Raw genomic sequence first — 13,529 nt, forward strand, 5'->3', positions numbered from 1 at the left:
GCCGGCGGGTCGCGGCGCCGAGGGACCGGGTCGCCCGGGCGGCGCGGCCGAGCGCAACGGACCGGCGGACCGGGGCGGCCCGGCCGCGAATCCCGGTGCCAACGAACGCGGTGACCGGGGAGGTGACCGGGGCGGTCGCGAGCCGGGTGCCGGACCCGAGCGGGGCAATCGCGACGCGGCCGGTCCCGAGCGCGGCGGTCGCGGTCCGGCCGGCGAACGGGACGGCCGTGCCGGTGCCCGCGACCGGGGCGCCGTCCGCGGCGCTGTCGGCCGCCTCGACACCCGCCAGCGGACCGAGTTCCGCAGCTCGATCACGCGTCTGGGCGTCTCGCCGCTCCGGGACGTGGCTTTCGGCTTGGCGATCGGCACCGCGATCCCGCGCTCGGTCAGGCTCCACAGGCTGCCGCCGGCGATCATCGAACTGGTGCCGGAATACGAGGGCTACGACTTCGTCCTGGTCCGCGACGACATCGTGATCATCGATCCCGACACCTACGAGATCGTGGACGTGATCCCGGCCTGATTCGGCAATCACGGCAACTTCGGCGTGCCGGGCGGATCCTCTGCCCGGCGCCCTCTACCGCCCGCCGTCGAGGAGCTTCGACACCACGCGCGCCGTGTAGTCGACCATCGGCACGATCCGCGCGTAGTTCAGCCGGGTCGGACCGATGACGCCGACGACGCCCACGATCTTCTGCGAGCCGTCGCGGAACGGCGCCGCGATCAGCGAGGATCCGGAGAGCGAGAACAGCTTGTTCTCCGAGCCGATGAAGATCCGCACGCCCTCGCCGCCCTCGGCGCGGGACAGGAGATCGATCACGTCCTTCTGGGTCTCCAGATCGTTGAACAGAAGGCGGATCCGCTCGAGATCCTCCACCGCGCGCAGGTCGTCGAGCAGGTTTGCCTGCCCGCGCACGATCAGCTGGCGGGCCTCCGTCGGGCCGACCGGCGTGGCGAGCCCGGCGTCGACGAGGCGCTCGGTGATCGCGTCGAGCTCCCGCTTCATCGCCTTGCGGCCGGCCTCGATCTCGGCGCGCAGCGTGCCGAGGGTGCGGCCCTGCAGGCGCGCGTTGAGGAAGTTCGTCGCCTCCTGGAGGGCGCCGGCCGGCAGGCCCGCCGGCAGGTCCACGAGGCGGTTCTCCACCGAGCCGTCGTCCGAGACGAGGATGACGAGGGCGCGGGCCGGATCGAGGCGCACGAACTCGATGTGCTTCAGGTTGACGTTTGCCTTGGTGGTCAGGACGACCCCGGCGCCCCTGGAGACGCCGGACAGCATGGTCGAGGCCTCGGCCAGGGCCGAGTCGAAGGTGTGACCCGAGGCGGCGGCGCGCATCTGCGCCTCGATGCGCGCCTGCTCGTCCTGGCTGACGTCGCCGAGCTCGAGCATCGCGTCCACGAAGAAGCGCAGGCCGAGCTCCGTCGGCAGGCGGCCGGCGGAGGTGTGCGGCGCGAAGATGAGGCCGGAATGCTCCAGATCCGCCATGACGTTGCGGATCGAGGCCGGCGACAGCGCCATCGGGAGGATGCGCGCGAGATTCCGGGAGCCGACCGGCTCGCCGGTCGTGAGGTAGCTCTCGACGATCTGCCGGAAGATCTCCCGGGCACGCTCGTTGAGGGCGGCGAGCGCCTGCATCGCTTGGCCGTTCGAGAAGTTGGGACTGGGGTGTGTCACGGGGTCATCCTGTGGTCCGATCATGTCCAACCGTCCCGCGCGGATCAATCCGTACGGCGATGCTTGCCCGCGGTGGCGCGGCGGCCTAAGAGCCCGGCCCTCGACACTCTCGACAGAAGGGGCCCGCGATGCGGCCTTCCAAGCGTGCCGCCGACGAGTTGCGGCCCGTGAGCCTGGAGCGCGCGGTCTCGCGCTACGCCGAGGGCTCCTGCCTCGTCAGCTTCGGCAACACCCGGGTGCTCTGCACCGCGTCGCTGGAAGAGCGCGCGCCCCCGTGGCTGCGCGGTTCCGGCAAAGGCTGGGTCACGGCCGAGTACGCCATGCTGCCGCGTGCGACGCACGAACGCACCCGCCGCGAGGTCGGTTCCGGGAAGCCGTCGGGGCGGACCCAGGAGATCCAGCGGCTGATCGGCCGGTCGCTGCGCGCCGTCACCAACCTCCCGGCCATGGGCGAGCGCCAGATCACGATCGATTGCGACGTGATCCAGGCCGACGGCGGCACCCGCACCGCCGCGATCACGGGCGCCTGGGTGGCGCTGCACGATTGCTTCGCCTGGATGCGGACTCGCTCGATCATCTCCGTCGACCCGCTGCGCGACCACGTCGCCGCCGTCTCGTGCGGCCTCTACAAGGGCATGCCGGTCCTCGACCTCGACTACGCCGAGGATTCGGCGGCCGAGACCGACGCCAACTTCGTCCTCACCGGCCGCGGCGGCATCGTCGAGGTGCAGGGCACCGCCGAGATGGAGCCCTTCACGCAGGAGCAGCTCCTCGAGCTGCTCGGCCTCGCCCGCGCCGGCACCGAGCGGCTGGTCGCCCTGCAGAAGGAGGCGATCGCGTGAGCCGGCGTCTGACCGGGAAGGTGGTGATCGCCACGCACAATGCCGGCAAGCTCGCCGAGATGCGCGACCTGCTCGCGCCGTTCGGGATCGAGGCCGTGTCGGCGGGCGAGCTCGGCCTGCCCGAGCCCGACGAGACCGGCACGATGTTCGCCGAGAACGCGGCGATCAAGGCGCGGGCGGCGGCCGACGCCACCGGGCTGCCGGCCTTCGCGGACGATTCCGGCCTGTGCGTCGACGCCCTCGACGGCGCGCCCGGCATCTTCTCGGCCCGCTGGGCCGGCCCGACCAAGGACTTCACCGGCGCGATGGCGCGGATCTTCGCCGAGCTCGACCGGCGCGGCGCCTCCGACCGCCGGGCGCACTTCGTGTCCGCCCTCGTGCTGGCCTGGCCGGACGGGCACACCGAGCTGTTCGAGGGGCGGGTCTTCGGCGACCTCGTCGCCGCGAAGGGCTCCGCGGGCTTCGGCTACGACCCGATCTTCCGGCCAGACGGCCACGACCGCACCTTCGGCGAGATGAGCGCCGAGGAGAAGCACGGGGTCGACTGGCAGAAGGGGCTGGGCCTGTCGCACCGGGCGCGGGCCTTCGTCGAGCTGAGCCGCGCCTGCCTCGCGCCCGGCGCCTGATTGCCAAACGGGTCGCGGGCGCTCACATGCCCGCCATCATGTCATCGACCGGCCCGGACCATCCGACCCGCGACGCGGGCTTCGGGATCTACCTGCACTGGCCCTTCTGCGCCGCGAAGTGCCCGTACTGCGACTTCAACAGCCACGTCCGCCACGCGGGCGTGGACGAGCCGCGCTTCCTGGCGGCCTTCCGCGCCGAGATCGCCCACAGCGCCGCCCGCACGCCGGGCCGGACCGTGACCAGCATCTTCCTCGGCGGCGGCACGCCCTCGCTGATGCGGCCCGCGACCGTGGCCGGCCTGCTCGACGCGGTGGCGGCGCACTGGGCGGTCGCGCCGGACGCGGAAGTGACCCTCGAGGCAAACCCGTCGAGTGTCGAGGCGGGCCGCTTCCACGGCTACCGCGCCGCCGGGGTCAACCGGGTGTCGCTCGGGATCCAGGCCCTCGACGACGCCTCGCTGCGGACCCTCGGGCGCCTGCACGACACCGCGCAGGCCCTCGACGCGATCGCGCTGGCGCAGTCGGCGTTCGCGCGGACCTCCTTCGACCTGATCTACGCGCGGCCCGGACAGACGCCGGAGATGTGGCGGGCGGAGCTTAGCGACGCGCTCGCGCGGGCCGCCGAGCACCTCTCGCTCTACCAGCTCACCATCGAGCCCGGGACGCCGTTCCACGGGCTCGCCGCCGCCGGCAAGCTGGTGACGCCGGACGACGAGGTCGGCCGCGCCCTCTACGACGTCACCCAGGAGCTCTGCGCCAAGGCCGGCCTTCCGGCTTACGAGATCTCGAACCACGCGCGGCCCGGCGCGGAATCGCGGCACAACCTGCTCTACTGGCGCTACGGCGAGTATGCCGGGATCGGTCCGGGCGCCCACGGACGGCTCGTGACGGGCCGGGGCCGGATCGGGACCGTGACGGAGCGGTCGCCCGAGGCGTGGCTCGCCCGCGTCGAGGCCGAGGGCCACGGGATCGTCGAGACCGAGACCCTCTCGGCCGCCGACCAGGCCGACGAGTTCCTGGTGATGGGCCTGCGCCTGCGCGAGGGGATCGATCCCGACCGCTACGCGGCGCTCAAGGGCCGGCCGCTGAACGGCAACCGGATCGGCGTGTTGATCGGGGACGGCCTGCTCGAGCGGCTGCCGGGCGGCCGCATCGCCGCCACGGCGCGGGGGGCGCTGGTGCTCAACGCCCTGGTCGCCGAGCTCGCCGCCTGATCAGATCGCGGGCTTGGCGAGGACCCGGGGTGCCGGGCTGACGGGCGTCGCGGCGTTGTTGCGGATCTCGTAGACCGCGAGGGACCGCTCGCTCTGACCGTCCGGCCGGAACCGGAACGTCCCGTCGACGCCGGCGAAGCCCAGGCCGTTGGTCAGGGTGCTCTCGGCAAAGCGCTGCGAGCCGTAGCGCCGCGACAGGGCCGCGGCGAGCAGCACCGCGTCGTAGGCGAGCGAGGCCACCCGCGGCGGGACGGCGCCGAACCGGGCCTGGTAGCGCGCGCTGAAATTCGAGAAGCCGACGCGGTCCGGCGCGGCGAAGCGGCCGCCCTGGAGGGCCGGCAGCGCGAACAGTGCCGGCTCGTTCCAGAGGGCGGTGCCGAGGGGGCGCACCCGGGCCGGCGAGAAGCCCGCCTTCGTCAGCGCGGCCGCCACGGCGGGCATCGCGTCCGCGGTCTCGGGGATGAACAGCGCGTCGGCGGTGGCGCCGGGCCCGGCGATCACCCGCGCGAGCCGCTCGACCGCCGGGCCGGGCGCGCCGGCCGGGTAGCGCTCCACGGCGGCGACCCGCGCGCCCTTCCGGGCGACGACTTCCCGGAACGCCGCCTCGACGGCGTTGCCGTAGGCGGTCTCGGGGATCAGCGCCGCGAAGGACCTCTTCCCGCCCGCGACCGCGTCCTCGACCACGCGGTCCACCTCCGGCTGCGGCAGGAAGCTCAGCAGGTAGACCCCCTGGTTCGCCACGGTCGCGTCCGTGGAGAAGCCGATCACCGGCTTGCCGGCGGTCCTGGCGACGGCCGCGGCGGCCTGCACGCTGCCGGCGAAGAGCGGGCCGAGCACGATCTCGGCGCCCTGCCGCAGCGCCTCCTGGGTCGCCTCCCGGGCGCCGTCTGGACTGCCCCGGTCGTCCTCGACGATGAGCGTCAGGTCGGGCTGCTGGGCCTCGTCGTAGGCGAGCTGCGCCGCGTTGCGCATGGCGGCCCCCACGGTCGATCCCTGGCCGGTCAGCGGCAGCACCAGGGCGACCTTCACCGAGCCCGCCCCGATGCGACCGCCGCCGCCCGCGGCCGGCATCGGCGGCGCTGCGGGCGCGGCGCCCGGCGCATCCGGCACGGCGGCCGGCGGTGACAGCTCGGCCTGCGGCCCGGTCGCGCGCCGCGCGAGGTCGCTGCCGACGCAACCGCCGAGCGAGAGCAGGATCGCGCAGAGCGCGGCGGTCTGGGCGGTGACACGCACGAGACGGTCCCGCGCGCTTGTCGGGCGCGCCATGGCGCGTACTCCTTCGGGCAGGCTCCGCAGCCTGACCGGCGGATTCTCAAATGTAAACGCGGCGGCGGGGACTTGCCCCCCGGCCACGCGGCCTCGCCGCGACGAGAGGCGACCAGTGTGGCAAGATCGCCGGTGATGACCCGCAGATTCGACGACCCGGGGCCCGCCGCCCCGACCCGAGCTCCGTCCCAGAAGCTCGCCCCCGACCGCCCGCGCAGCACGACCTTCACGGCCTTCGGCCTCGCGAGCGAGACCGAACCCCTGTCGCCCGGCCTGCACATCGTGGCGACGCCGATCGGGAACCTGCGCGACATCACCATCCGGGCGCTGGCGACCCTGGCGGCCGCCGACGCGGTCCTGGCCGAGGACACCCGCGTCACCCGGAACCTGCTGGCGCATTACGGGATCACGACGCCGCTGCTCGCCTATCACGAGCATTCCAACGACGCGGTGCGCGAGCGGATGGTGGCGCGGCTCGACGCCGGCGAGGCCCTGGCGCTGGTCTCGGATGCCGGGACGCCGCTCGTCTCGGATCCCGGCTACAAGCTGGTCCAGGCCGCCATCGAGGCCGGGATCGCCATCACGCCCGTCCCGGGGCCGTCCGCGGTGATGACCGCGCTGGTCGCGGCGGGCCTGCCGACCGACCGGTTCTTCTTCGAGGGCTTCCTGCCGCAGAAAGCCGGAGCACGGCGCAATCGCCTGGAGGCGCTGATCCAGGTTCCCGGCACCCTGGTCCTGTTCGAGTCGCCGCATCGCCTCCCCGACATGCTGACCGACGCCGCCGCGGTGCTCGGTCCGGAGCGGCCGGCGGCCGTGACCCGCGAGCTGACCAAGCTCTACGAAACCATCCGGCGCGATACGTTGGGCAGCCTGAGCGCGCGCTTCGCCCAGGAGGGACCGCCGAAGGGGGAGATCGTGGTGATCATCGGTGCGGCGACGGCGCCGGAGCGCAGCGCGGATTCGGATGCCGCCCTCGACGCCCTGATCCTGGCGGCGCTGGAGCGGCACTCGATCAAGGATGCCGCCAGCCTCGTGTCCGACGAGACCGGTCAGCCGCGGCGCCTCGTCTATACCCGGGCGCTGGCGCTGGCGCGGGACCAGGGATGACCGGGGCCCTGCCGGATCGGGCCGGCCGGCGCCGCGCCGCCTACCGGCTCGGCCACCGCGCCGAGTGGCTGGCGCTCGCCGCGCTGATGCTCAAGGGCTACTGGCCGATCGGCCGGCGCGTCAGCGTCGCGGGCGGCGAGATCGATCTCGTCGTCCGGCGCCGGAAGACCGTCGTGTTCGTGGAGGTGAAGGCGCGGGCGCGCCGCGACGACGCCCGGGAGGCGATCGACGCCGCCAAGCGGCGGCGTTTCTCCCGCGCGGTCCGGGCCTGGATCGGTCGCAACGCGTGGTGTGCCGGGTCGACGTTCCGGGCCGACGCCGTGTTCGTCGGATCCCGCACCTGGCCCGCCCATGTCGAGCGGGTCTTCACCATCGAGGGGCTCTGACGGGCGGCCCGACGCCGCCGGAGCCGCCGCGCCGGGTCTCAGTCCCGGGCGGCGCGGATCGCCCCGATCAGGGTCCGCTTCAGGTCGGCCTGGCTGAACGGCTTCTGGACGACGGGCCTGTCGCGGAACGGCTCGCGGATGCCGGCACCGCCGTAACCGGTCGAGAAGACAAGCGGAAGGTCGCGCTTGGCGATGGCCTCGGCCACCGGGTAGATCGGCTCACCCGCCACGTTCACGTCGAGAATGGCGACCTCGAACGCTTCCTGCGACGCCATCTCCAGCGCGGAGGACAGCCGCGCGGCCGGCCCGACCACGGCGCAGCCGAAATCGAGGAGCATGTCCTCCAGCAGCATCGAGATCGCGGCCTCGTCCTCGACGACGAGAACACGGACGCCGTTGAGGACGTCGTCGTTGGGGTCAGCAATCACGCCGGGCCGTCTTCCCTTCGAATGCCCCCGTCGCCGGGGATCTTGCCATGCGGCTGGTCACGCCTTGCGCACCGCGTGAGCAGCGTCCGGACGGGTGAACGCGGCCCGAGGGTCAGCCCGCGAGACAACCTGAGGCGTCGCCCGTAATGCGCAATGTGTCAAGCGTTCCCGGCCCGTTCCGACACCCAGACCGGGCGCTATGTTAACCGATGATACATTTTTGTGCGGACGGCTTCGCGCGGGCGTACGCGTGTGCCGCCACGCGGCCGCTCAGTCGTCCTTGAACGAGACCTTGGCGCCCCGTGTCACATGCGCGGCGAGGTCGCGGGCGTTCCAGTTGGTCAGACGGATGCAGCCGTGGGACTCCGTCTTCCCGACCTTCTCGGGCTCCGGCGTCCCGTGGATCCCGTAACTCGGGATCGCCAGGTCGATCCAGACCAAGCCGACCGGGTTGTTGGGTCCCGACTGGATGGTGAATTTGTGCTGCGCCTTCACGCCCTTGAACGCGTATTTCGGGTTGTAGGTATAGTCCGGGTCGAACGCGACGCCCTTCACCTTGGTCTCGCCGCTCGGGGCCGGCTTCTCGGCACTGCCGATCGACGCGGGATAATAGGCCACGAGCTTCCCGTCGGCGCCGTAGGCGCGGACGTCGCGGCTCGACTTGTCGACCTCGATGCGTTCGACCTTCGGCTCCTGGGGCAGATCCTTGGCCTTCGGCTTGTCCGTGCCCATCGGGTCCACCGCCGCGACCGCGATGGTCGTGCCGGCCTTGTCCAGGGGCTTGCCAGGATTGAGTGCGCTGACGAGGTCGCGGCTCATGTGGAAGCGCTCGGCCAGCATCTCGCGGGGATTGGTGTAGCCCAGCGACTTGAGCTCGGCCTGCTCCTCCATCTTGGGCGGGATCCGCTCGACGTAGGGGCCCGCGGCGTCGGCCTCGGTGAGCGTGTAGTCCGTGACAGCGGGCTTGTCGCTGGTCGCCTGGAGCTTGTCCCAGATCTCGGGCGTCAGGGTCTCGCCGGCGGGAAGCCCCTGGGCCACCGCGAAGGCCGAGAGGGCGTGCCGGTAATTGTCGCCCTTCCGGCCGTCGATCGCGCCGGGATAGAAGCGCGCGCGATCGAGCAGCACCTGGGCCTTGACGATCAGCGGATCGGGCTTCTCGTCCGACGACTTGACCCGACGCGCCTTCTCGGACTTCGAGCCCTCGGTCTTCCCGGCGCCCGCCTGCGCCAGGGTCGCGGCGTTCACCGCCTCGGCGGTCAGCGCCGGCGGCTGCGCCGTCTCGGCCTTCCGGCCCTTCCCCGTCCGGGCAGCCGCGCCGTGTGCGGCCAGACAGCTCGCCAGGAGAGCCACGCAGACCGGCCGCCAAGGTTTCGGGATCATCGCCGTCGTCATTCCAGGGAGCGGGCGCGCTCCCGAGCCGAGAAATGCCGGACCTGCGGGAACGTTCCACGCCGCTCTACTGGCACAGGCGGTGACCGCCGTTGCGCTCTCGCTCGTCGAGGTGGAAATGGTTGGCGTGGGCGGCGTTCGAGCCCGGGCCGAGGACGGTGCGGAAGAAGCCGCAGGCCTTGGCGCGCACCGCGCCGATGAACTGCGCCTCCTCGGAACCGTCCGGCATCGCCTTGACGGGGATGCTCGCGCGTCCCGCGAAGGCGAAGCCCATGATGTCGGCGGCGTTGGCGAAGGCGTGCTCGCTGAGCTTGGCGTCGACGTCGTGGTTCTGTCCCCGGCAGACATAGGAACCGCCGAGTTCGAGCGCGCTCAGCGGATGCTTCAGCGTTCGATCGGCCTCGATCTGCACTTCCGTGACCCAGCGCGCCAGAGCCTCGGCGGTCCGGCAGGTGAGCGTGGCGCCCTGCGGCAGCGCCACCCCGTCGGCGAACTTCGTCACCTTGAGCGGCAGCGGCGCGGTGCACTGGCCTTCGGAGATCGCCGGCAGCGGCTCGAACTCGACCCCGAGACGCTTGAGGCGCGTCCGGCAGGCGGAATCGTCCGGCGGTGTCACCTTGAGCGCCAGGGCGGCCGCGCCCGACAGCTCGGGCGGCCGCGCGGGCGGCGCCGGCGGCGGTGAGGGGATCTCGGGCTTCGCGGTTTCCTTCGCGGTTTCCTTCCCGGCTTCCTGACCGACCTCCGGCGGCTTGTCCCGGCCGGTCTCTCTCGACGGCTCCCGGGCCGGGTCCTTGCTCGGCTCCTTGCTCGGCTCAGCCACGGCGGGTTTCAGCTCGGGCGGCCGCGCCGGCGGCGTCGGTGGCGCTGGCTCGGCGACGGGCGGCTTCAGCGCCTCGGGGCGCTCCGGCGGCAGGGGCGGGGGCGTCGGCACCGTGGCCGCCGGCGTTTCGACGGCGTCGACCGGCGTGGCCGGGAGGGCGAGCCCCGCGGCGAGGGCGCCGCCCGCCAGGAGCGTCGCGGATCGGAGGATCGACAGGCTGCGTCCCGGCATGGGGCCTCGAAGCGTGGGCGTTGGCCTCTACAACGGGCGAGACGCCATTCGGATCGCCCGGACCCGGTTGACGGCCGCGCCGATCGGACCACTGTCTTCCGGATCGCGCCGGCACACCCCATGTCGGCGGACCGGCGGCGCGAACGCTCGCGCCGTCGCGTGGACGTCGAGATCGAGGACTGCATGTCGGACGCAGCTGATGCCGGGCTCCCGAGCCTGCCGCCAGACAATCCCTTCCGCGAGGCGCAGTGGAGCACCCCGCACGGCCTCCCGCCCTTCGAGCGGATCCGGCCGGAGCATTACCGGCCCGCGTTCGACGCCGCCCTGGCGGCCCACGATTCCGAGATCCGCGCCATCGCGAACCAGTCCGCTCCCGCCACCTTCGGCAACACCGTCGAGGCGATGGAGCGGGCCGGCCTCGCCCTCGAGCGCGTCGCCGGCGTGTTCTACAACCTGACCGGCAGCCACACGAACCCCGAGCTGCAGGCCATCGAGCGGGAGATCGGGCCGAAGCTCGCCCGGCACGGCAGCGCCATCTACCTCAACCCCGAGCTCTGGGCCCGGATCTCGGCGATCGACGCCGAGGGCCTGAGCGCGGAAGAGCGCCGGGTCCTCGACCGGTACCGGATCCGCTTCCGCCGTTCGGGGGCGGATCTGGGACCCGAGGACAAGGCCCGCATCGCCGAGATCGCGGCGCGCATGTCGGAGCTCGGGACCACGTTCAGCCAGAATCTCCTGGCCGACGAGAGCAGCTTCACCCTGCCGCTGCAGGGCGAGGAGGATCTGGCCGGCCTGCCGCCGTTCCTGCGGGCCGCGGCCGAGAGCGCCGCGAAGGAGCGCGGCCTCGACGGTCACGTCATCACCCTGTCCCGCTCGCTGATCGAGCCGTTCCTGGTCTGCTCGACCCGGCGCGACCTGCGCGAGCGCGCCTACGCGGCCTGGACGCGGCGCGGCGAGAACGGCGGCGCGACCGACAACCGGGCGATCATCGCGGAGATCATCCGGCTGCGCGCCGAGCGGGCGCGGCTCCTCGGATTCGAGAGCTTCGCCCATTTCGCCCTCGACGACACGATGGCGGCGAGCCCGGACGCGGCGACCGGGCTGCTGCGGGACGTGTGGACGCCGGCCCGCGCGCGGGCGGCGGAGGAGCGCGACCGTCTCCAGGCCACCATCCAGGCGGAGGGGCACAACTTCGCCCTCCAGGCGCACGATTGGCGGCACTACGCCGAGAAGGTGCGGCGCGCCGAGCACGACCTCGACGAGAGCGAGATCAAGGCGTACCTGCCGCTGGAGCGGATGATCCAGGCGGCGTTCGACACGGCCTCGCGGCTGTTCGGGCTGACCTTCACGGAACTCGCCGACGTGCCGCGCTACCATCCCGATGTCCGGGTCTGGCGGGTCGGCAATCCGGACGGGTCCGAGGTGGGCCTGTACCTGGGCGACTACTTCGCCCGCGCCTCGAAGCGGTCCGGCGCCTGGATGAGCGCCTTCCGCTCGCAGGAGCGCCTGAACGGGACGGTCACGCCGATCATCGTCAACGTCATGAACTTCGCCAAGGCGCCCGACGGCGAGGCGACGCTGCTGTCCTTCGACGACGCGCGCACCCTGTTCCACGAGTTCGGCCACGCCCTGCACGGGCTGCTCTCGGACGTGACTTACCCGCTCCTGTCCGGGACGGCGGTGTCGCGCGACTTCGTGGAGCTGCCCTCGCAGCTCTACGAGCACTGGCTGGAGCAGCCGGAAGTCCTGCGGACCCACGCGCGCCACCATCGCACGGGCGAGCCGATGCCCGACGCCCTGCTGCGGAAGCTGCTCGCCGCGCGGACTTTCAACCAGGGTTTCGCCACCGTGGAGTACACGTCCTCGGCGATCGTCGACATGACCCTGCACCTCTCGGCGGAGGGCGAGGGCGGTCTCGACGTGCCCGCCTTCGAGGCCGAGGCGCTGCGGCGGATCAGCATGCCGGCCGAGATCAGCATGCGGCACCGGACGCCGCACTTCGCCCACATCTTCTCGGGGGACGGCTACGCCGCCGGCTACTACAGCTACCTCTGGTCTGAGGTGCTGGACGCCGACGCCTTCGACGCGTTCCGCGAGGCCGGCGACATCTTCGATCCGGAGACGGCGAAGCGGCTGCGCACCTTCGTGTACGGGGCCGGCAACCTGCGCGACCCGCGCGAGGCCTACACGGCCTTCCGCGGGCGGATGCCGAGCATCGAGCCGCTCCTGAAGAAGCGCGGGCTCGCGGCCTGAGCGACTGGCGTGCGGTAAGGGTTTCGTAAACAAACGTCCTTAACGAACGCTTGCAGCGCGAGGCCGCGTGCGGAGTTCGGGGCGATGACGAAGATCGAAGCCAAGCAGGGCGTTTCCCAGGGCATCTCGCCGGCCGACCTGCTCAAGGCCGCGGTGACCGGCAAGACCGACGCCGCGGCCGCCGCGACCGAGACCGCGGCCTCGCCGGCCAGCGGGAAGTTCGCGCTGGCGTCGCTGTCGCACCTGGATCCGAAGCGGTTCGCGGTCCCGGGGGCGACCCTCGCGCTCGGCGTCCTCCTGGGCGGGGGCGTGATGGCGCTCTCCCGCCCGGCCTCGGTCCGGCCCGACGCGCTCGCGGCCCTCGAGACGACGCTCGATGCCGGCCGCACCGAGACCGTGCGCCTCGCCGCCGACATCGCGCAGCTCCACAACGTGCTCGCGGACCTGCGCGCCTCGACCGACGTGGCGCGGAAGGAGGCGGCCAGCCGCAGCACCGCCCTCGGCGAGCGCCTGGCGCAGGTCGACAAGGGCCTGAACGGCAAGATCGCGGCCCTCGGCGAGCGGCTCGATCAAGTCGAGCGCGACCACAACACACGCCTCAGCGGCCTCGCCGCGCAGCTCGACCGCCGCGCGGCCGCGACCCCGGCCGCCGCGAAGGCGGAGCCGACCCAGACCGGCAGCATCGGGGAGCCCGCCCGCGCCGCCGAGGCGAAGCCCGAGGTCAAGGTCGCGGACGCCAAGGTGGGCGAGCCGAAGGCGAAGCCGGCCGCGCCCGACAAGCCGCCGGTCATCGAGGGCTGGGCCCTGCGGGACGTCTACGAGGGCACCGCGATCCTGGAGAATCGCCGGCGCCGCCTCGTCGAGGTCGCGCCCGGCGACGTCATCCCGGGCGTCGGCCGCGTCGAGGGCGTCGAGCGCCACGGTCGGGAATGGGTGGTGGTGACCCGCCAGGGTCTCGTCACGGCGCAGGCCTGGTAGGCCTCGGCGCGACCGCCGGGTGCCTCAGCGGCCCGTGAACCCGGTCGGCGCCAGCTCGCCAGGCGCGATCGGGAAGCGCGGCTCGATCGTCATCGGATCGGCCAGAGCCGCCGCGCGCTCTGCCCGCCTGCGCCCGTGCCGCAGGGCCCGGGTCTGCGCCGCGCGGGTCGGGTGCAGGATGGCAGCGAGCAGGGACTGCCCTTCGAACTCGCTGTCCAGGTTCTTGGCTTCGAAGACGGGCATGGCCGGCCTGCTTGAGTGCGGTGCCGGACACTGCCGAAGGCGTCGATCCGGGCCACATCCCCAATAACGGGGAT

General features: G+C 72.7%; 14 protein-coding genes. 8 read left to right on the plus strand and 6 right to left on the minus strand.

Annotation, left to right across the window (positions count from 1 at the left end):
* Positions 1–523 (plus strand): DUF1236 domain-containing protein (locus tag ACLBYE_RS06815; protein ID WP_447693570.1); only part of this gene is annotated, 523 nt, incomplete at its 5' end.
* A 54-nt stretch (positions 524–577) separates the two neighbouring features.
* On the opposite strand, the gene hrcA is transcribed toward ACLBYE_RS06815, so the two are convergent.
* Complete coding sequence (gene hrcA, locus ACLBYE_RS06820) at positions 578–1,633, minus strand: heat-inducible transcriptional repressor HrcA (protein WP_020091867.1); 1,056 nt, start codon at positions 1,631–1,633, stop codon at positions 578–580.
* Between the two features lie 167 nt (positions 1,634–1,800).
* On the opposite strand from hrcA, the gene rph reads away from it, so the two are divergent.
* The 3 genes from rph to hemW are packed head-to-tail and all read left to right on the plus strand — an operon-like array spanning position 1,801 to position 4,354.
* Positions 1,801–2,514 (plus strand): ribonuclease PH, encoded by a 714-nt coding sequence (gene rph / locus ACLBYE_RS06825; RefSeq protein WP_447693571.1) that lies wholly within the window; start codon positions 1,801–1,803, stop codon positions 2,512–2,514.
* Positions 2,511–3,140 (plus strand): RdgB/HAM1 family non-canonical purine NTP pyrophosphatase, encoded by a 630-nt coding sequence (gene rdgB / locus ACLBYE_RS06830; protein WP_447693572.1) that lies wholly within the window; start codon positions 2,511–2,513, stop codon positions 3,138–3,140. Before rph ends, rdgB begins: the two co-directional genes overlap by 4 nt.
* Before the next feature lie 26 nt (positions 3,141–3,166).
* Positions 3,167–4,354 carry a radical SAM family heme chaperone HemW gene (hemW, locus tag ACLBYE_RS06835; protein WP_447693573.1) on the plus strand — a complete coding sequence of 396 codons (1,188 nt, stop codon included), beginning with the start codon at positions 3,167–3,169 and terminating at the stop codon, positions 4,352–4,354.
* Here hemW and ACLBYE_RS06840 read toward each other — a convergent pair whose 3' ends face one another.
* Positions 4,355–5,620, minus strand: coding sequence for a penicillin-binding protein activator (locus ACLBYE_RS06840; RefSeq protein WP_447693574.1), 1,266 nt, complete (start codon positions 5,618–5,620; stop codon positions 4,355–4,357). It lies immediately after the preceding gene.
* Positions 5,621–5,755: 135 nt separating this feature from the next.
* On the opposite strand from ACLBYE_RS06840, the gene rsmI reads away from it, so the two are divergent.
* Together rsmI and ACLBYE_RS06850 are read left to right on the plus strand one after the other, a co-directional pair.
* The gene (rsmI, locus tag ACLBYE_RS06845; RefSeq protein WP_447693575.1) at positions 5,756–6,727 is read left to right on the plus strand and encodes a 16S rRNA (cytidine(1402)-2'-O)-methyltransferase; all 972 of its coding nucleotides are present in this window, start codon (positions 5,756–5,758) and stop codon (positions 6,725–6,727) included.
* Entirely contained in the window at positions 6,724–7,113 is a 390-nt protein-coding gene (locus tag ACLBYE_RS06850) for a YraN family protein (protein ID WP_447693576.1), read from the plus strand. The genes rsmI and ACLBYE_RS06850 overlap by 4 nt, the downstream gene beginning before the upstream one ends.
* A 38-nt stretch (positions 7,114–7,151) precedes the next feature.
* Here ACLBYE_RS06850 and ACLBYE_RS06855 read toward each other — a convergent pair whose 3' ends face one another.
* From ACLBYE_RS06855 to ACLBYE_RS06865, 3 genes are all read right to left on the minus strand, one after another.
* Positions 7,152–7,541: a response regulator gene (locus tag ACLBYE_RS06855; RefSeq protein WP_012319888.1), complete on the minus strand. Its 390-nt coding sequence runs from the start codon at positions 7,539–7,541 to the stop codon at positions 7,152–7,154.
* A gap of 270 nt (positions 7,542–7,811) precedes the next feature.
* On the minus strand, positions 7,812–8,921 hold the full coding sequence (locus tag ACLBYE_RS06860; protein WP_447693577.1) for a L,D-transpeptidase family protein: 1,110 nt from the start codon (positions 8,919–8,921) through the stop codon (positions 7,812–7,814).
* 76 nt (positions 8,922–8,997) lie between these two features.
* A complete protein-coding gene (locus tag ACLBYE_RS06865; protein WP_447693578.1) occupies positions 8,998–9,981 on the minus strand; it encodes an extensin family protein in 984 nt (327 codons plus the stop codon).
* Positions 9,982–10,164: 183 nt separating this feature from the next.
* On the opposite strand from ACLBYE_RS06865, the gene ACLBYE_RS06870 reads away from it, so the two are divergent.
* Both ACLBYE_RS06870 and ACLBYE_RS06875 read left to right on the plus strand, forming a co-directional pair.
* Entirely contained in the window at positions 10,165–12,234 is a 2,070-nt protein-coding gene (locus ACLBYE_RS06870) for a M3 family metallopeptidase (RefSeq protein WP_447693579.1), read from the plus strand.
* A gap of 84 nt (positions 12,235–12,318) precedes the next feature.
* The gene (locus ACLBYE_RS06875; RefSeq protein ID WP_447693580.1) at positions 12,319–13,212 is read left to right on the plus strand and encodes a hypothetical protein; all 894 of its coding nucleotides are present in this window, start codon (positions 12,319–12,321) and stop codon (positions 13,210–13,212) included.
* A gap of 24 nt (positions 13,213–13,236) precedes the next feature.
* Here ACLBYE_RS06875 and ACLBYE_RS06880 read toward each other — a convergent pair whose 3' ends face one another.
* Positions 13,237–13,455 (minus strand): hypothetical protein, encoded by a 219-nt coding sequence (locus ACLBYE_RS06880; RefSeq protein ID WP_012319883.1) that lies wholly within the window; start codon positions 13,453–13,455, stop codon positions 13,237–13,239.
* Positions 13,456–13,529 lie beyond the last annotated feature (74 nt).

The sequence above is a fragment of the Methylobacterium sp. A52T genome (genome assembly GCF_053346095.1).